This window comes from Athalassotoga saccharophila, assembly GCF_009936215.1.
GTDB lineage: Bacteria > Thermotogota > Thermotogae > Mesoaciditogales > Mesoaciditogaceae > Athalassotoga > Athalassotoga saccharophila.
This window is the reverse complement of the sequence record NZ_AP019551.1, coordinates 1,093,945-1,112,984: the sequence shown is the minus strand read 5'-3', so window position 1 is coordinate 1,112,984 and position 19,040 is coordinate 1,093,945. Positions and strand designations below refer to the sequence as shown.

General features: G+C 40.9%; 18 protein-coding genes and 1 tRNA gene. 17 read left to right on the top strand and 2 right to left on the bottom strand.

Annotation, left to right across the window (positions count from 1 at the left end):
- Window positions 1–58: 58 nt before the first annotated feature.
- Genes ATHSA_RS05525 through ATHSA_RS05480 form a run of 10 tightly spaced genes read left to right on the top strand, consistent with a single transcriptional unit; the run spans window position 59 to window position 7,942 of the window.
- On the top strand, window positions 59–595 hold the full coding sequence (locus ATHSA_RS05525; RefSeq protein ID WP_161848138.1) for a cysteine hydrolase family protein: 537 nt from the start codon (window positions 59–61) through the stop codon (window positions 593–595).
- Between the two features lie 4 nt (window positions 596–599).
- On the top strand, window positions 600–1,880 hold the full coding sequence (locus tag ATHSA_RS05520) for a nicotinate phosphoribosyltransferase (RefSeq protein WP_161848137.1): 1,281 nt from the start codon (window positions 600–602) through the stop codon (window positions 1,878–1,880).
- A gap of 14 nt (window positions 1,881–1,894) precedes the next feature.
- Window positions 1,895–2,773 (top strand): pyridoxal 5'-phosphate synthase lyase subunit PdxS, encoded by an 879-nt coding sequence (gene pdxS / locus ATHSA_RS05515; RefSeq protein ID WP_161848136.1) that lies wholly within the window; start codon window positions 1,895–1,897, stop codon window positions 2,771–2,773.
- A gap of 10 nt (window positions 2,774–2,783) precedes the next feature.
- Window positions 2,784–3,362, top strand: a complete 579-nt coding sequence (gene pdxT, locus ATHSA_RS05510) for a pyridoxal 5'-phosphate synthase glutaminase subunit PdxT (protein ID WP_161848135.1) — start codon at window positions 2,784–2,786, stop codon at window positions 3,360–3,362.
- Window positions 3,346–4,119: a type III pantothenate kinase gene (locus tag ATHSA_RS05505; protein WP_161848134.1), complete on the top strand. Its 774-nt coding sequence runs from the start codon at window positions 3,346–3,348 to the stop codon at window positions 4,117–4,119. Before pdxT ends, ATHSA_RS05505 begins: the two co-directional genes overlap by 17 nt.
- Window positions 4,100–5,437 (top strand): B12-binding domain-containing radical SAM protein, encoded by a 1,338-nt coding sequence (locus tag ATHSA_RS05500; protein WP_161848133.1) that lies wholly within the window; start codon window positions 4,100–4,102, stop codon window positions 5,435–5,437. Before ATHSA_RS05505 ends, ATHSA_RS05500 begins: the two co-directional genes overlap by 20 nt.
- Window positions 5,434–5,838 carry a methylmalonyl-CoA epimerase gene (gene mce, locus ATHSA_RS05495; RefSeq protein ID WP_161848132.1) on the top strand — a complete coding sequence of 135 codons (405 nt, stop codon included), beginning with the start codon at window positions 5,434–5,436 and terminating at the stop codon, window positions 5,836–5,838. The genes ATHSA_RS05500 and mce overlap by 4 nt, the downstream gene beginning before the upstream one ends.
- A gap of 1 nt (window position 5,839) precedes the next feature.
- Entirely contained in the window at window positions 5,840–7,375 is a 1,536-nt protein-coding gene (locus ATHSA_RS05490; RefSeq protein WP_197739111.1) for an acyl-CoA carboxylase subunit beta, read from the top strand.
- Window positions 7,376–7,384: 9 nt separating this feature from the next.
- Window positions 7,385–7,531 carry a hypothetical protein gene (locus tag ATHSA_RS05485; RefSeq protein ID WP_161848131.1) on the top strand — a complete coding sequence of 49 codons (147 nt, stop codon included), beginning with the start codon at window positions 7,385–7,387 and terminating at the stop codon, window positions 7,529–7,531.
- Between the two features lie 3 nt (window positions 7,532–7,534).
- On the top strand, window positions 7,535–7,942 hold the full coding sequence (locus ATHSA_RS05480) for a biotin/lipoyl-containing protein (RefSeq protein ID WP_161848130.1): 408 nt from the start codon (window positions 7,535–7,537) through the stop codon (window positions 7,940–7,942).
- Between the two features lie 27 nt (window positions 7,943–7,969).
- Here the strand turns inward: ATHSA_RS05480 and ATHSA_RS05475 are convergent.
- Window positions 7,970–8,042: transfer RNA gene (locus ATHSA_RS05475), tRNA-Ala, on the bottom strand.
- A gap of 174 nt (window positions 8,043–8,216) precedes the next feature.
- Between ATHSA_RS05475 and ATHSA_RS05470 the strand changes: the two genes are divergently transcribed.
- The 7 genes from ATHSA_RS05470 to ATHSA_RS05440 are packed head-to-tail and all read left to right on the top strand — an operon-like array spanning window position 8,217 to window position 18,808.
- Window positions 8,217–11,642: a hypothetical protein gene (locus ATHSA_RS05470; protein WP_161848129.1), complete on the top strand. Its 3,426-nt coding sequence runs from the start codon at window positions 8,217–8,219 to the stop codon at window positions 11,640–11,642.
- Window positions 11,643–11,645: 3 nt separating this feature from the next.
- The gene (locus tag ATHSA_RS05465; RefSeq protein WP_161848128.1) at window positions 11,646–12,620 is read left to right on the top strand and encodes a hypothetical protein; all 975 of its coding nucleotides are present in this window, start codon (window positions 11,646–11,648) and stop codon (window positions 12,618–12,620) included.
- An 11-nt stretch (window positions 12,621–12,631) separates the two neighbouring features.
- Window positions 12,632–13,111 carry a hypothetical protein gene (locus tag ATHSA_RS05460; protein WP_161848127.1) on the top strand — a complete coding sequence of 160 codons (480 nt, stop codon included), beginning with the start codon at window positions 12,632–12,634 and terminating at the stop codon, window positions 13,109–13,111.
- A complete protein-coding gene (locus tag ATHSA_RS05455; RefSeq protein ID WP_161848126.1) occupies window positions 13,112–14,236 on the top strand; it encodes a hypothetical protein in 1,125 nt (374 codons plus the stop codon).
- Window positions 14,237–14,254: 18 nt separating this feature from the next.
- Entirely contained in the window at window positions 14,255–16,834 is a 2,580-nt protein-coding gene (gene alaS, locus ATHSA_RS05450) for an alanine--tRNA ligase (RefSeq protein ID WP_161848125.1), read from the top strand.
- Window positions 16,831–17,463 carry an HAD family hydrolase gene (locus ATHSA_RS05445; RefSeq protein WP_161848124.1) on the top strand — a complete coding sequence of 211 codons (633 nt, stop codon included), beginning with the start codon at window positions 16,831–16,833 and terminating at the stop codon, window positions 17,461–17,463. Before alaS ends, ATHSA_RS05445 begins: the two co-directional genes overlap by 4 nt.
- Complete coding sequence (locus ATHSA_RS05440) at window positions 17,435–18,808, top strand: DUF342 domain-containing protein (RefSeq protein ID WP_161848123.1); 1,374 nt, start codon at window positions 17,435–17,437, stop codon at window positions 18,806–18,808. Before ATHSA_RS05445 ends, ATHSA_RS05440 begins: the two co-directional genes overlap by 29 nt.
- 2 nt (window positions 18,809–18,810) lie before the next feature.
- Here ATHSA_RS05440 and ATHSA_RS05435 read toward each other — a convergent pair whose 3' ends face one another.
- Window positions 18,811–18,972: a TrkA C-terminal domain-containing protein gene (locus tag ATHSA_RS05435; protein ID WP_269473943.1), complete on the bottom strand. Its 162-nt coding sequence runs from the start codon at window positions 18,970–18,972 to the stop codon at window positions 18,811–18,813.
- Window positions 18,973–19,040 lie beyond the last annotated feature (68 nt).

Here is a 19,040-nt window from a genome sequence, read left to right as displayed (position 1 = left end):
CACACACGACGGATGCCTTTGTTCATAATTGTGTTAAAATATAACATGGTGAGAGTTAATGAATGATTTGCTTATGGTTATAGACATGCAAAATGACTTTGTCACAAAAAAAGGTGCGCTTTATTTTGAAAAGGCCGAGTTTGTAAAGCCTGCTGTGCTTGATATTGTAAGGGATAGAATCTCAAAGGATTACACCATTATCTTCACAAAAGATTGGCACGATAAAGATGATCTTGAATTCAAACGTTTTCCACCCCATTGCGTTAAAAACACCTACGGTTCTGAACTCTTCGATGATTTGAAAGAGACCATAAAAGATTATGAGAATTCAATCTTCATTCTAAAAAGACGTTTTTCGGCCTTTTTTGGAACGAATCTTGACGAGATTTTAAAAAAACTCTCTCCTTTCAAAATAGAAATTTGTGGCGTCGATACGAATATATGTGTTATGTACACGGTTGAGGAATTAAAGAACAGGGATTACGATGTTTTAGTTTACGAAGATGCCACCGGCACTTACGACGAGAAATTACATCTATTCGCCATTGACCAGATGAAAAATGTCCTTGGCGCTCGAGTAGAGAAATGGAGGTAGGCTGATGCGCGGTGAAAGACTTGATCCAAGGGTTTTTAAGGTTCCTATAGATAGAATCCGTGCGGGATACTATTCAGACAAGTATTTCACGAGATATGTAGAAGTTTTGAAAAAAGATAACCACCATCCACGCGTGCTTTACCAATTCTTTCCACGAAAAGATGCCGTAATCGTTGGAATAGACGAGGCACTTGCGATCTTGAAGTTGTGTACTGGATACTTTAAAGACGAAGAAAAAGCACAAAGACTCTTTGAAGAATTGCTTGTGGCAGAGAGGGAACTTCAAAATGCCGTCCTTGACATGAACAGAAAAGACTTAGAAAAGATAAACAGAAAAAGATGGGATCTTCGCGAGGCTATGAACGCACTGTGGGTTGATAAGTTCAACGAAATAGAGATAAAGGCACTCTACGATGGAGAAGAAGCAAGGGAAATGGAGCCAATAATGACAGTGGAAGGAGATCCGATTTATTTTGGATATCTCGAGACCGTATTGCTTGGAGTGATAGCACGCGGCACTTCCTCTGCCACGGCCGTCAGACGCGTGGTCAAGGCCGCAAATGGAAAACAGATCCTTTTCTTTTCTGCAAGGTTTGATCATTACTGGGTTCAGGCCACAGATGGTTACGCCGCATTTAAGGCCGGCGCCAACGTCGTCTCAACGGATGCCAATGCCGATTACTGGGGCGCCAAGGGTATAGGTACCGTACCTCATGCATTGATAGCCGCCTACCACGGTTCTACATCTATGGCCGCAATAAAATTTGACGAGCACGTTCCGCCAGATGTTAACAGGATAATTCTCGTAGATTGGGACAACGATGTTATAGGGACGACTAAAAAAATGATGATCGATTTTTACGAGCACGTCACAGGCAAAAAATATTCTCCTTCTTCCGATTTGAATACAGTCATAGGAAGTGGGAAAGGTAAAATATGGGGAGTCAGATTTGATACATCTGGAACTCTCAGAGATAAATCAGTTACACCTATCAACGAGAACTCTTTGGGTGTCTGTCCCGAACTTGTATGGAAGGCAAGGCAAGAGTTCGATAAGATGGGAATGAACAATCTCAAGATAGTCGTCTCGGGAGGGTTCAACGCCGAAAAGATCGCTTTATTCGAAAAATTAGGAGTTCCTGTCGATTCTTACGGTGTAGGATCTTCACTTTTGAGAGAAAAAATAGACATAACTGCCGATATAGTAGAGGTTGATGGAAAGCCTTGTGCAAAGGTGGGAAGAAAAAAAGGAGATCTTTCAAGACTTGAAAAGGTTATTTTATGAGGAGGTGTTTTGATATGGTCGAGAAAGGAACATGGGTAATAAAAGAAGGTTTTGCCGATATGTTTAAAAATGGAGTCATTATGGATGTTACAACTCCAGAACAGGCAAAGATTGCCGAAGATGCAGGAGCGGTGGCCGTGATGGCTCTTGAAAGGGTCCCGGCAGATATAAGAAAGGCCGGCGGGGTTGCAAGAATGGCAGATGTGGGACTTATCAGAAGAATAATGGAGAGCGTTTCTATTCCCGTTATGGCCAAGGTCAGGATAGGCCACATAGCAGAGGCTAAGATCCTCGAAGCGCTCGGGGTAGATTTCATAGACGAAAGTGAAGTTTTAACTCCTGCCGATGATAAGTTCCATATAAACAAACATGAATTCAAAGTTCCATTTGTTTGCGGTGCGAGAGATCTGGGAGAGGCCCTAAGAAGGATAGCAGAAGGAGCCGCAATGATAAGGACGAAAGGCGAGGCGGGAACTGGAAATATCGTTGAAGCGGTCAAGCACATGCGTGCCGTTATGGATGCTATAAGAATGGTCAAAGGCATGGCCGACGAGGAACTCGTGAATTATGCAAAAGAGATCGGTGCTCCAGTTGAAATAGTTAGAATGGTAAAGGATCGCGGAAGATTACCAGTTGTCAATTTTGCCGCAGGTGGAGTTGCGACACCTGCAGATGCCGCTTTGATGATGATACTTGGTGCAGACGGAGTTTTCGTAGGTTCTGGAATTTTCAAATCTTCAAATCCATCCAAGATGGCCAGCGCGATAGTTCAGGCAGTTTTACATTATGATGATCCAGATGAACTTGTAAGAATAAGTGAAGATATAGGTATGGCAATGGAAGGTCAGGAAATAGCGACTTTGTCCGAAAAATTGCAGGAAAGAGGCTGGTGAAAACTCACAAATGAAAATAGGCGTTCTCGGAATGCAGGGTGATATAGAAGAACACCTTGCCATGCTGTCAAAAATAGGTGTAGAAGGAGTTCGTGTTAAATCGGTGAAAACTCTTGAAGAGGTCGATGGACTCATAATGCCTGGCGGAGAGAGTACCACCATGTTAAGACTACTCAAATTGACCGGACTTTTTGATCTTCTGAAAGAAAAAATAAGAAATGGTTTCCCAGTCTACGGAACGTGTGCTGGTCTTATTCTGCTTGCAAATGAAGTGTCAAACCCGGTTCAGGACTCTTTGAAAGTTTTAGATGTCGCTGTAAGCAGAAATGGATATGGAAGGCAAATAGACTCTTTCCATGCCATGATTCCATTGTCTATACTCGACGGTGACCTCTTCGACGCCGTATTCATAAGGGCACCGATAATAACGAGTGTTGGACATGTCGAAGTCATCGGTACATATGGGGGAAAACCCGTTTTTGTCAAGGATAAAAATGTAATCGCATCAACCTTTCACCCCGAACTTTCAGAAGACACGAGAATCCATGAATTTTTCAAGAGGATGGTAGAAAATGCTCTTAGCCATTGATGCTGGAAATACGAATGTAGTCATGGGACTTATGAATGAAAACAAATCATTTTACACATGGAGAATAAGCACGAAGAATATATCGACTGAAGATGAGTTTTTAGTTCACATAAAGAACTTTCTCGATTTTTCAGGCTACAGATTTTCTATCATAGAGGACATATGCGTGGCCTCCGTCGTCCCGAGTCTGAATGAAGTATTCAAATACTACGGTAAAAAATACATGGACAAAAGTCCAACCTTTGTTAAGATAAAAGATGCTAACTGGATAGAATGGAATGTCTGGACTCCAAATGAACTTGGTGCCGACAGGATAGCAAATGTCATTGCCGCCAAAGAGATTTACAACAAAAATGTCATAGTTGTAGATTTTGGAACTGCAATAACGATAGATATCCTAACTGACAGGTATGAAGGCGGTGTGATTCTACCCGGTCCGAGAACTGCCATTCAATCTCTTTTTACAAATACGGCAAAACTTCCAACAGTTGAGGCTAAGTTTCCAGATTCTCCAGTTGGTAAAGACACGATTACCAATATTCAGGCCGGTATAATGATGGGCACAATGTTTGCGATAGATGGTTTTGTCTCTCTCTTTGAAGATGAATTTTCGACAAAGTTCAAAGTCATCTCTACAGGCGGCTACGGAGCCGAAATATCAAAGAGTTCGACAAAGATAGAAGAGTATGATCCCGACTTGACTTTGCGCGGAATATCCGTTTTCTATTGCCATAAAAATGAAAGTTCTTCTTGTTAATCCATATATTCACGATGTATCGGCCTACGATTTCTGGCTTAAGCCTGTTGGACTTTTGTACATAGCAAAAGCCCTTAAAATGGCCGGCATCGAGGTGAGGTTACTCGATCTTTTGGACAGAAAATTGCCCGGCAACAATGCCCACGAAGGAATGTATGGAACGGGCAAATTTTACCACGAGGTAATAGGAAATTTGAAGAAATATGGTATACCGAGGCGTATCAAGAGATACGGTGCACCTTTAAAAGTCATAGACGATCTCGACTTCGATCCCGATGTGATTTTGGTTACTTCTATGATGACTTATTGGTACGGTGGAGTTTTTGAGACGATAAAGATCCTAAAAGATAAATTCGGTGCTCCAGTCGTTCTTGGAGGAAATTATCCAACATTGCTTTTCGATCATGCCAAAAATTCAGGCGCAGACGTCATCGTTGCTGGAGACGGAATTCCAAAAGTTTACGAAGTCATAGAAAAACTTACCGGCAAAAAAATAGAAAGAGTAGTTGGCGAAGATTGGTTTGAAAAGATAACGCCAGACTACTCTTTTTATAAAGAACTCGATTCGGCAGTCGTTCATACAACTTATGGATGCCCGTTCAGATGTACTTATTGTATAGCGTGGCAAAAAGGATTTAAATCGAGAAGTGTGGAGTCTGTCATAGAGGAAATTCTCTCTTTAAAAAAGATGAATGTCAGGGACATAGCATTTTACGATGATGCCATTCTTTTTAACAAAGAAAGATTTAAGACCATCTTGAAAAATCTTCCGGAAGGTATTAGGTACCACCTTCCAAATGGGATACATGCGGCGTACGTTGATGAAGAGATAGCCTCTTTGATGATGATAAAGCAATTCAAAACTGTAAGGATAGGCTACGAAACCGGCGATCCGTACCTTCAAAAAAAGACTGGAGGAAAGGTTACAAATCAAATCTTTGAAAGAGCCATTGAAATTCTAAAATACGCTGGTTTCACTTACGATAATTTAGGAGTTTATCTTATAATAGGTTTGCCCGGCCAGACCTTCGAGTCGGCTCTCGAAGACATTGAGAGGATAGAGAAACTCGGTGCAAAACCTTTTTTGAACGAGTACACCCTCATACCCGGATCTTTGGACTGGAAGGACGCGATCGAAAGGGATCAAATACCTTCGGACATCGATCCATTTATATTAAAAGGCGCGCTTATACATTACTGGTGGAAGGGTTCGATGGGTATAGAAAAGATAAACGATTTAAAGAGGTTTGTCCAGGATCTTTACCTTAAGCATTACAAAAGTTCAGAACGATCTTTAAAGGAGGAGGAAAACTTGTGAAGGTGAAGAAGATCGATCATATCGGTGTAGCCGTAAAATCAATCTCTCAGGCCTCTAAGTTGTACACAGGGCCGCTTTCCCTCGAAGGAAAGGAAGAGATCCTTGAGGACAGAAAACTAAAGGTTATGATGATAAGGGTTGGAGATACAAGGATAGAATTGCTTGAGGATCAAGATCCCGCAGGCACTATATCCAAATTCATAGAAAAGCGTGGAGAAGGATTGAACCATATAGCCTTCGAAGTTGATGATATTTACGAGACTGCTAAAAATTTAAAAGCGCAGGGTTATAGAATAACGTCCGAGCCCTCGGCCGGCGCAGACAACACGATAGTAACCTTTGTGCACCCAAAGGATGCAAATGGTGTTATGATAGAACTTGTCGAAAGGAGGAAGGATTGAATTGGACAAAAACAAAGACTTACTTCAAAGGCGTGAAATAATAAGGGCCGGTGGAGGATCGGAAAGAATAAAAAAACAGCATGAAGAGGGAAAGTTAACCGCGAGAGAAAGAATAGATCTTTTGGTAGACGATGGAACCTTTTTCGAGGTTGACGATCACATAAGACACAGATCCACGTACTTCGGACTCGATCAAAAGTATTTTCCGGCAGACGGCGTTGTCACGGGGATTGGCAAGGTTAATGGACGTGAAGTTGCGATCTTTTCTCAGGACTTTACCGTCCAGGGTGGATCTGTCGGAGAGATGCACGCAAAGAAGATCGTCAAAATTCAAGATCTTGCAATGAAGATGGGAATACCTCTTATCGGAATAAATGATTCAGGTGGTGCAAGAATTCAAGAAGGAGTCGACGCCCTTTACGGCTACGGAGAGATATTCTACAGGAATACACTCGCCTCCGGTGTCATTCCACAAATTACGGTCATTGCGGGTCCGTGTGCGGGAGGAGCGGTTTATTCTCCAGCGATCACAGATTTCGTCATCATGGTGGACAAAACCTCAAAAATGTTCATAACGGGACCAGAAGTTATAAAGGCCGTCACCGGCGAGGATGTAACGCAGGAAAATTTAGGCGGGGCAGAGGTCCATAACTCAAAAAGCGGTGTAGCCCATTTCATAGCAAAAGACGATAAGGACGCGATGGAGATAGTTAAAAAAATACTTTCATACCTGCCTTCAAACAACATGGAGATGCCCTCCGTTACCTCTCCCGTGTATCTGCCGATGGACGAAGCGCTAAATTCGATCATTCCGGAGAGTTCGAATAAGCCATACGACATGATCGAGATAATAAATAGAATCGTGGATCCCGGAACCTTCTTTGAGGTCCACCAGAAGTTCGCAAGATCCATGATCACGGGTTTTGCAAGGATAAATGGAAGGGTGGTTGGAATAGTCGCGAATCAACCAAAAGTACTCGCCGGTGTCCTCGATATAGACTCATCGGATAAAGCGGCGAGATTTATAAGATTTTTGGATGCCTTTAACATACCTGTCCTCACCTTTGCAGATACTCCGGGATTTTTGCCCGGAATATCACAGGAATATGGCGGAATAATAAGACATGGAGCAAAGTTACTCTTTGCCTACAGCGAGGCCTCAGTTCCGAAAATAACGGTGATAACTCGACGGGATTACGGTGGTGCCTATATAGCGATGGGAAGTAAGCATCTCGGAGCAGATCTCGTGATGGCTTGGCCGAGTGCCGAGATAGCGGTTATGGGGGCAGACGGTGCCGCTAATATTATCTTCAGAAATGAAATAAAGAATTCTTCCGATCCGGAAAAAACAAGATCTGAAAAGATAAAGGAATACGCAGAAACATTTTCTAACCCGTACGTTGCGGCATCGAGAGGGTATGTTGATACCGTTATTCTTCCATCTGAAACGAGAGAAAAAATAATACGCGCACTTGAGATCCTCTCTTCAAAGGTTGAAGGAAAACCTGCCAAAAAGCATGGAAATATACCATTGTAGGAGAATACCATGGATGAAGAGATCGTTGCGATCATAATTTCCGCGATAATGTCTTACGAAAAGAGAAATCTGAGAATCGTAAGTGTTAGAGAAATTCCCTGTTCAAGATGGGTTAACCATACGCCTTACGTTTTTTGGAGAGTTAGGAAGGGGTAAGCGATGAAAAAATATATCGTGAAAGTTAACGGAAAGAGTTACGAAGTTGAAGTTGAAGAGGTTCAAAATCAGCATGAAATTCCTTATATTTCAAAACCAAAAGTGGAGGAGATAAAACCAAAAGAAATCCACGTCGATTCCGCGCAGACCCAGAAGATTCAGAACAGTCCTGAAGAGACGATTTCTTCGAATGAAGAAACATTGCGCGCTCCAATGTCCGGTACGATCGTGAAAATAAAGGTTAACGTTGGAGAAAGTGTAAAGGACGGACAGACGATACTGACACTTGAGGCCATGAAGATGGAGAATGAAATTCTTGCTCCTTTCAACTGCAAAATAAAATCGATTCTCGTCAAAGAGGGCCAGCAAGTTGAAATAGATCAGCCGCTTGTTACACTTTATCAAATATAAAAAGGGCGATTTCGCCCTTTTTTTCTGTGGAGCCGATGGGATTTGAACCCACGACCTCTTGCATGCCATGCAAGCGCGCTCCCAACTGCGCCACGACCCCGCATAACGATTTATATTCTAATACATTTGAAGATAAAAATCAAGTACGAAAGAGTGACATCCTTCCACCAATTATAAAAGTGCGAAAATTCTTGATTAAAAAGGTTTAAAATGAAATTTGACGAATTATCTGGTATAATAATAAATTGTATGTGACTGTGAAGGGGGTAAGATTGTGAAGAAGTTTATATTCATTTTCGCGATTTTTATGATCATAGGTTTATCTGGAATGGCCCAGATCATTCAGATGCAGGTGCAGGTTTATCCCCAGCAGGTCCTCGCAAACGCTCCTTTTAAAGTTTTTGTAAGCGCATATTCGACTTCTGGAGAGCCTATTTCCTTCATAACGGCTACTTTTAACGGTCTTACTTTAAAGGCCTCAGGTTCGACTGCCTCATTTGATTTCATCGCGCCTTCAATAACGCAGGCAGTGCAAAACTTTCCCGTATCTATAATCGCCAAATCACAAAGTGGTGAAACCTTCAGCAAAGAATCAACTATAACCGTTTCGATCAACGCAAATCCCGTTATACAAATAGGAAAACCCATACCCTCAAATAACTCCTACATAGGAAATACAAAGGTTGTAAAGGTACCTGTAAAGGTCTACGGAGGATTGGGCCTTGAAAAAGTAGAATTCATGGTCGATACCACCGTAGCATCGGTGATAAATGTAAGTCCTGCGGCAACAGTTTACCTTTCGAGAACATTTGACGTTGACACAACGCATTTGAAAAATGGATGGCACATATTTTCGGTCAAAGCCGTCAACATAGCGGGGGAGATCTTCTCATCCATCTCCGCGTACGTTATAGATATTGGAACGCCTACAGTTAATTTTGTGAATTTACAAAAATGTCTGCCGGCGAATACTTACATTCCAGTCAACGTAACGGCTGTATCGACTATAAGCGGGATAGCCAATGTCACTGTGAATGGAGTTCGGGCAGAACTTTCGAAAGATTCGACATGGAAGGCTACCATTTTGACGCCAGATATGACGGGGCCATTTAAAATAGAGGCTACTGCCATCGACGCCGCAACTAACAAAGGGTACGCGTCTTTTGAGGCTTTTTCTGATGGGAAGGCTCCTTCTTATCTGTTAATAACCAAAGACGCATCGATGATAAAAAACAACGTTTTGTGGGGAAAATATGCAATCCCATCCCTTACATTTGTTGCCACGACGGCGTGCCGTGATTCAGCGCCCGATGTTATCGTTAACGGATATGTCCCCTCAAAAAATGTAATTAGCCAATACGATGGTTACAATGCCAGAATTTTAACATTTGAATTTCCTTCGAGAGGGGCCTACCCGATTGCGTTGAAAGTTGTAGACCCTGTAAATAAACTTTCGACTAACCTTTCAACGAATGTGTCCGTTGCATATTATCCTCTAAATCCTGAAATAAAATACGCTTATTACCCAAAATACATCGGACCTAACAGCACGATGACTGTGTCGGTCTTGGCAACAGATGGTCAAGGAATAGGAATCGAGAATGTTTTTGTTAACGGTGTTAAGGCAAAAGAGATAAATGGGCAGTGGATTGCGGATATAAAGAGTCCAAGTCCTCAAGTAAGTGGTTATCATGATTTTACCGTTATTGCGTACGATTACTTTGGTCAACCCTCTTCGCCGGCCACTTTTAGTTACTATGTAGACGTCAATCCTCCATATATATCGATAACTCCTGTTGCATCGATCTATTATAAAGGAATATACTGGAGCAGGAGTACTTTCAGGGTGAATATAAATGTAAGAACAGATTCGGGAAGTCCTGAGATCACAAAAGTTATTGTCAATCAGGATCCTCAAGTTTACAAAGGAAAGAATTTCATCTCGATAGAGTTAACAACTGCCGGTACATACACCATAACGGTCATATCAACGAATACGGTTAACGGTTTTTCTAAAAGTGAAAGCGTAACCTATCGAATCAAATTCGATCTCAAAAATCCAGAGATAACAGGAATAAATTTCCCAGACTTTATAGGACCTTCAACGCCTTTTGCCGTGAAAGTTAGCGCCAATGATGATTTCGGTCCGGGAATAAAAGACGTTATTGTAAACGGGACAAAGGCATCCATGATTGATTCAAAGACATGGGTTGCAACTTTGGTCTCTCCAAATACATCTGAAAGTAAGTCATTCTCTATAATCGCCACCGCGACAGATTTGCTTGACCTGTCCTCTGCAACAGAACAACATTTCTTCGTCGACGCAAAGAGTCCATACGTAAAAATAACGCCAGTTGCCACGCTCCTTAAAGATGGAGTGTACTGGAGCATAGGCAGGTCCTACATAGAGATCGTAGCGACTACCGATTCAAAGGTTACACCTCAAAGTTTTGTAACTTTGAACGGGAAGTCCTTTAACATGACCTCATCTTCAACAAAGATAACTATAGACAAAAATGGTACTTACTCTGTAAATGTCTTTTCAACAAATCCTGTCAACAAATTCAGCACTAATACTTCTGCTACCTTCAAATTCGCCTTTGATAACGCTGATCCAAAAATAACTGATATCTCACCGAATCATAACGTTATAGGGCCAAATATGGATTTGGTTGTGAATGTTAAAGTCAATGATTCATGGGGACCCGGTGTAGAGCATCTTTACGTAAATGGAAGTGTCGCCAAACATGAAGGTGAGACGTGGATTGCAACTGTTACAAGTGAAAACTTTGAAAAAAGTGGTGATGCAACCCTTATTGCAAAGGCCGTAGATTGGCTTGGCAGGTCGAGTGTGGGAACCAAAAATTACTTTGTCGATACCGAACCTCCTGTCATAAGCGTCTACCTTAACGGTAAGAAGGTATCGAATGGTTCGGAGTTCTACAAATTTGAGAAAGCAACTCCGACGATTTCGGTCAAAGCCGTCACAGATGGAAAATTAAGTCCTGATATTGAAACGTATATCAACAACGAGAAAGTGCCTAACGATTTAAAATTCGCCGGAATAGGAATTTTAAATGTCAAAGCCGTTAACCCTGCAAATGGTAAAGTTTCCACCTTTGAGTCAAAAATCGCGATCTTCGTCGATCCGAAATCTCCTCAAATTGAATTTTACGGACCTTCTACCGTGAATATGACCTCATACGCGACCTTTACTCTTAACATCAACGGAAAGGATTTAAGATATGCAATTCTTGGCATAACTTTGAATGATCATCCACTTTACTTCAAAATCTTCGATGAGAATGGAATGTATACGATCTCTCTCAGAAAGATCTTTGCAGGCATAGAAGGAAAAGATGTGAATGTTGAATTAAAAGCAGTTGACATGGCAGGAAATATCAACTCACTTAAAAACACGATCTACGTCGATACAGTTGGTCCTAAAATAACTGATGTTAGAATTGTGAATGGCAACTTGGAGATTTCTTTTGACAAAGATATCCAAGGCACACCTTATGTCAAACTTGAAAGTCTGAATGGAGAGGTATTCGATCTTGGTCAGGCCACCATCTCTTCGAAGACTCTAATTGTAAAGAATGTTAGCGTTTCTTACAGTCCTTACACCGTGATCGTAAATGGAATAACAGACAACGATGGTAATCCTCTCATGAACAATTATTCGATATGGGAGTTCTAAATCATGTCGAAGTTTTTCTTTGTGCTTCTTCTTGTTTTGGCCGTAAGCCTGGTACAGGCGGGTGTGGTCCGCTCCTTTGGGAGCGGGCCGGCCTTTGAGATATCTCCCGGCATAGTCATTGCCGGTCCTGACGGTCATTTTCAGGTGGGCGGTTTTTCAGAAGACGGAAGCCCGATAACTCTTAGCGCGTATTTCAATGGTGAGACGAAAAGTACCGTAGACAAACAATGGACCTTTACCTTTACGCTTCCATCAACTATGTCGTATGCCTACATCACTTTTGAAAGCCGGTCTGGATATCTCACGTCTTTTGCGACTGCGCTTGTGATCTCTTATAATTTACAAAAAACCGATTCAGATGTGTATTTTTATCCATCCTATAATGGTTACATGAGAGGAGATGAACACATTTACGTAATTGCGCAGCCGGGATACGGAAGGGAAAGTCTTTCTATTCTCGTCGATGACAACAGGATCTTTGAGTGGCAGATCTCTCCTTTTGATAATTCTCCAAAGGTATTTGGATTTAATTTTGATACTAAAAATTTAAAGGATGGATTTCATCTCTTCTCAACTCGAGAAAATCTTGTAACCGGACAGTCTCTAAGTTCAAATGCTTACATAGGTATCGACAATAATGGCCCGAAAGTGGTATCATTCATAGGAAAAGATATTTTCTTAAGCGGGAAATACGAGATAACGGTAAAGGCAACTGGTGCCATTCCATTGAAAGATATTTCTTTGTACGTTAAGAACGGGAATGAAAGCACACTTTTATCGACCTTACCGGCGAATAAAGAGACAAAATTCATCATCAACGAGTTTGCGGGATCTAAAACCTTTGAAGTGAATGTATCGGACGTCTCAGGGATGTCGAGAGTTTACAGTTTTGTAGTTCAGAATAATCAGTCATTTGTAATTCCGCTTGTTATTTTGGCTTTCACTTTGGGAGTGATCTTTCTTACATTCTTAAAATAAAGGAGGAAGATATGAAAATATCAATTCTGTTTTTGATTTTAATACCGATTTTAGCAATTTCCTCATTCGCAATTACTTCTGTAAATGGAAGCGTTGGCCTTCCATCCAGCGGGTACGCTGTTGGATTGACCTTTAAATCCATAGGTACCATGGGATTTGAACTCACAGTGGAGGGAACGGTTAACAATCTGACAGATCTTTCTCAGATAGGAAATATATCTAAATGGTATCTTTACCCGACGCTTCTTGTATCGTTGCCGACCGGAGAGATAAGACCTTATGCCGGTCTTGGTATAATGACGACATTTTCACCAAATGGTGGATTTGGTCCAGTTTCGATCACGCCGCTTTATTACCATGTAGGCATTGATATGTTTTTGGGCGCTCTTTCTGCCTTTGCAGAAGGTCAGGGTATTTACAATATAACCACTAACATAACATCTTTTTCAAATATAACAGAGTGGAGATTTGGACTGGGACTGGCATTTTAAATGAAAAGATTTTTACTTGTTTTTTCGATTCTTGTATTGATCTTGGTGCTATCTTCTTGTATGCTTATAAAAGGCTCTTCGAAGCCTATGATACTTGATCTGTCGAAATCGGCAACATTGCTTTCTGGATATAACATAGAGTTTTCCGCAAAGATCCTGTCCGAAGGCCAGTTACCGCAGGTTGTCTTCGATCTTGACAACTCCCCATTACCGACAAATCTCGTGGGGACCTCGACTTACGTTGCAGATTGGGTCGGCGTTTATGGAAAGCACAAGATAACTGTCTTTGCCGTTAATCCCGGTGGAATGGTTGCGACAAAGACAGATACATTTTTTGTTAAAGATTCTACTCCTCCAATTGTAAAAGCCCTTTACCCTTCTACAATAGCACAGGGAGTTGTATTTCCAGTTAAAATAGACGTTTACGATCCGGAAAGTGGGATACAATCTGTTTCCATGAACATAGATGGTAAAAATGTTCCTTTTAACTCGAATATTTTCGATCTTTCTTTCCAAGAAACGGGTATAAAAGAGATAACGATAACGGCCGTGAATGGTCAGGGGTTGATAGCAACCCCGACTTTTAATATAGACGTTGTAAAACCTTCAAATGCCATGCCTTACGTGCAAATTCTAAATTATCCTCAACTTTTCATGGCCGGATCAGATTCGACGGTGACTTTTTACGCTTATTCTCCAAATGGGATTAAAAGTGTGAACTTCGATTTTGCCGGCGTAGATGAAAATATAGGTTCAAATGCAAGCAATACCTATACATTTAATTTCAAAGTCCCCGATGTAAAAAGCGGTCTTTACACTGCAACCTGTACCTTTGTCGATGGCATTGGAAAATCTGAGATTATAACGAAATCATTCCTTGTCGCTTCAAAGGGATCGACAGGGGTGGTCTATATTCCGCCAGTAAGCCTTTCTTCAACAACGACGATAGTTCCATTTTTTGCTTCCGCATATCCTCGAATAAATGATATATCTGCTTACATCGATGGAGTCCCAACGCAGATTTACGGTAAATCTCCAGATTTTTACATTGTTGTGCCTTTTTCCGGAGAACATAAAATAAAAATAGTTATGAACAACCTAACAGAGATGGCTTCTTTAAAGTAGTTGAAAGGAGAAACAATTGTGAAAAATCTTTCCTCCGAACAGATAAGAAAGGAATTTCTGGAATTTTTTAAATCAAAAGGTCATGAAATTTTACCGAGTATTTCTTTAATACCTGACGATCCTCAACTTTTATTCACAGTTGCCGGGATGGTGCCCTTCAAGAAGATCTTTTGGGGACTTGAAGATCCCAAATACCCGCGAGTCGCAACTGTTCAGAAATGTATAAGGACGAATGACATAGAGAATGTTGGAAGAACGCCACGGCACCATACGTTTTTCGAAATGCTTGGCAATTTCTCATTTGGAGATTATTTCAAAAAAGAGGCTATAGAGTATGCGTGGGAATTTCTCACACAAAGACTTGAAATAGATCCATCAAGGCTGTGGGTTTCCATATACAAAGATGATGATGAAGCCTTTGAAATATGGACAAAGGACATAGGACTTGATCCTAAAAAAATAGTCAGGATGGGTAAAGAAGACAATTTCTGGGGTCCGGTGGGACCAAGTGGACCGTGCGGACCTGATTCGGAAATATTTTACGATCTCGGACCTATTGAAGGATGCTCATCAGATGAGTGCACGCCAGCGTGCGGCTGCAACAGATTTTTGGAGATATGGAATCTTGTATTCACCGGTCTTTACCAGGATGAAAATGGGAATCTTGGCGAACTTGAAAGAAAAAACATCGATACAGGAATGGGACTTGAAAGGATCGCTTCTGTTTTACAGAAAGTAAAAAGCAATTTCGAGACAGATCTTTTCATGCCGTTGATTCGAAAATCAGAGAATATCTTTTCAATAAAGTACGGATCACAAGAGAGTAACGATATCTCGATGAGAATAATCGCAGATCACGCGAGAGCCGCGACCTTTCTTATAGCCGATGGAGTTTCTCCTTCCAATACAGAGCGTGGATATGTACTGAGACGTTTGATAAGGAGAGCCGTAAGATATGGAAAATTGATGGGGGCAAATGAACCTTTCCTTTACAAGTACGTTTCAACCGTTCAAGAAATAATGGGAAAGAGTTATCCAGAAATAATTGAAAGATCTGCTTTTATAGTTGAAACTATAAAAAGTGAAGAAGAGAGATTTTTAAAGACTCTCGATCAGGGTCTTGCAATGGTTGAAAAAATCATCTCAACGTCCAAAAACATATTCGGTCAAGAGGCTTTCAAACTTTACGATACATACGGGATGCCTCTCGATATCTTGTTGGACATATCGAATGAAAAAAATGTTCGAGTTGATGTTGAAGGCTTTAACAAACTCATGGAAGAACAAAAGCACAGATCGAGAGAAAGTCTCGGTGTTCAATCATTTGTTGATAGCATTTACGAATCGATTTCGAATTTCAAAACGGAATTCGTTGGATACGAAAGCCTTGAATCGGAATCGCGGGTTGTTGCAATGATTTCGAATGGAGAGGAAGTTGGCAGTGTCCCAAACGGAAACGAGGCCGAGGTTATCTTCGATAAAAGCCCTTTCTATGCCGAAATGGGAGGGCAGATCGGTGACACAGGAAGATGTGAATTTTCTGGAGGGAATGCGATTGTAATCGATACCTATCAAAAGGCAAATCTTCACATACACAAAATAAAAGTTGAGAGCGGTACTTTAAGAATCGGAATGAATGTCAAATTGATCGTTGATGAAAAGAGAAGAAAGTCTATAGCGAGGAATCACACAGCAACTCACTTACTTCAAGCCGCTTTGCAAAAGGTACTTGGCGATCATGTGAGGCAATTTGGATCTTACGTCGGCCCCGAAAAATTGAGATTTGATTTCACACACAATTCTCCTTTGACATCTGAAGAGATCGAGAAAATAACAATGATGGTAAATGAGGAGATACTGAAGGCCGACGAGGTCAAAACTAAGATCATGCCACTTGAAGAGGCAAAGAGAATTGGCGCGATGGCTTTGTTTGGAGAAAAATATTCAGACACGGTGAGAGTCGTCTTGGTTGATAACTTTAGCAAAGAATTGTGCGGAGGAACGCACGTTTCAAATACCGGAGAAATAGGCATCTTTATGATAACCAGCGAAAGAGGTGTCTCTGCAGGCGTCAGACGCATAGAGGCAACGACTGGAATTAACGTTTTGAAAATCCTCCTCGATCAATTTAAAATGATAGAAAATCTTTCCTCAAAACTTTCATGTCAGAAGGAAGAAATAGAAAATAAAGTCAAGGCCTTGATAGATGAAAATCAGGAGTTGATCCGCGAAAATGGTGCTCTTAGAAAGAGTTTGATTCTTCAAAATGTTAAAGAAATGTGTGAAAATGCGAGAAAAAGCGGTAAAAAATTCGTAGCCATAAGGGTGGAAAATTTAAACTCTTCAGATCTAAGGGATGTGGCCGATGATGCCTTAAGGATTTTTGGAAAAGGGGCAGTCGTCATTTTGCAGGAGAATGGAGAGAAAGTAACATTGATCGTGAAATCCACCCTTAACAATGCAAATGAAATAGCCTCCAATCTTTCTAAACATTTCGGTGGCAAAGGTGGTGGAAAGGGAGAAATGGCCCAAGGAGGTTGGAACGGCAAGATAGATATGGGAAAGGTAGAAAAGATTCTTGAGGAGTCATTGAAATGAAGGCTTTTTTGTTCGATCTTGATGGTACGCTTCTACTTTCAGACGAAGATATCTTTTACGAGAATTATTTTAAACTTGTTTCTTCAGAATTTTCAGAATTTGAACCACACGAGTTCGTCAAAGCCATAAATGAGATAATAAAAGAGATGACCGTTCAGGATGATCTCAGAGACAATTACCATAAGTTCATGGACAAGATAGGGTCAAGGTTTAAAAGGGATCCTTCTGAGTTCGAAAAAAGATTTATTGATTTTTACAATGGGAAATTCAAACTTTTGAAATCCCTAACGCTTCCAAATCGTGAGTTGATAGAGAAAATGAGGAATTTAGATGGCATAAAAGTACTTGCCACAAATCCTCTTTTTCCGGAGATTGCCATAAAAGAAAGGATGAAATGGGCCGGATTAAGAGAGGAAGAATTCGATCTTATAACCTTCATGGAAAATTCTCATTATCTAAAGCCAAATCTAAAGTATTTCATCGAGATAGCGTCAAAGATAAAGGTTGATCCTGTAGAGTGTACCATGATAGGAAATGATCCGATTCTCGACGGTGCATGCCAGAAAGTTGGAATGAAATTCGTTTTGATCGGAGATGGTGATGGATACAAAGATAGAATTGAAAGTTGATGCCGATAAGTTAAACGCCTTTATCGTTTTAAATGACAAAGATGTATCTGAAAGCGAGATAAAATTCGTTCTCGATAACGGGGGAATAAAGTTCGGGATTGCCGATGCAAAAATAAAAGAGATAGTCAAAAATCCAATTTTAAAAGAGCCACTGCTTGTGGCCAGTGGAGTTCCGCCTGTCAATGGAGAAGATGCAAAAATAGAATACAAACTCGAAGAAGGAACTCAAGAAAGAAGGCCCCTGGTCCTCGATGACGGTACCGTAGATTACAAGGACGTAAAGGTCTTTAAAATAGTCAAAGCCGGAGATGTACTTGCAATAAAGATCCCTCCAACCAAAGGTAGGAATGGGCGCGACGTTTTTGGAAATGATATACCTGCAAAAGATGGGAAAGACGTAAGGTTAATCGTAGGCAAAAACGTCTCGATTGTAGATGGATCAAAGGCGATAGCCGAAAAAGACGGAATACCACTTATTCACGACGGCATTCTTGAGGTAAGTCAGTTGTTAGAGATAAAGGGAGATGTGGACTATTCGACTGGAAATATAGACTTCCCCGGCGATGTTGAGATAAGAGGAGGTGTCTCCCCCACCTTTTATGTTAAAGCAAGTGGAAATATAAAGATAAAAGGAGTCATCGAGGCTGCCGATGTCAGTGCAGGTGGAAATATAGAATGTTTAGGCGTCAAAGGGAGAGGAAAAGGACTTATTACGGCAAAGGGAGATATAAAGGTAAAGTTTCTTGAAAATGCGATAGTTGAATGTGATGGGGATCTTTACGTTGATGGATCGATAGTAAACAGCAGAGTAAGATCTGGAAGAAAGGTTGAAGTCACCGGGAATGTAGGTCAAATAGTCGGATCCAACGTTATGGCTGGTTTGATCGTCATGGCAAAAGAGATAGGAAGCGAAATGGCGGTAACAACAAGGGTAGAAGTTGGCGTTAATCCGAAAATAAGAGATAGAATAAAGATGCTCTCATCTCAGATATACGTTCAGAAACAAAACCTTGAAAAACTTTCCAGCCTTATAAAATTACTCGAAGATACCAAAAAGAAAAACAATAATTTTCTTCCGGCAGATAAAGCCGAAAAATACGATCAGGCGAAATCCTCGAGGCTTGAGATATACAAAAGCCTTTCTCAGATGATAGCAGAGGTTAAGGAACTCGAAGAAAATATTTCGACTTACGCCAACGATAGCATGATAATAGCGTTATCGAAAATCCATCCATCCACTGAAATAATAATTGGTGGAAGAAGGATGATAATCGACAAGGAATTTGGACCGTCTATCGCAAAAATTTCAAACGACAAGATAGAGATAAAACCTTACATTCCCTGATTTTATCCTTCTGCAATTTCTCTCAATTTCTTCGATTGGTTTTCGCTACTTTCTATCACAATTAAAATGTCTCCCGGATTTATAACCATGTCAGATGGGGGGTTGAATTTGAAATCAGTCCCGCTTTGGATGGCAACAACCAAAAGTCCTGTTTTTTCTCTTATCTCCCACTTTCCGCAGATAAAAAACAGTTTTTTGGATTTATTTGAAACTCATGTTTTAAAATTGAAAG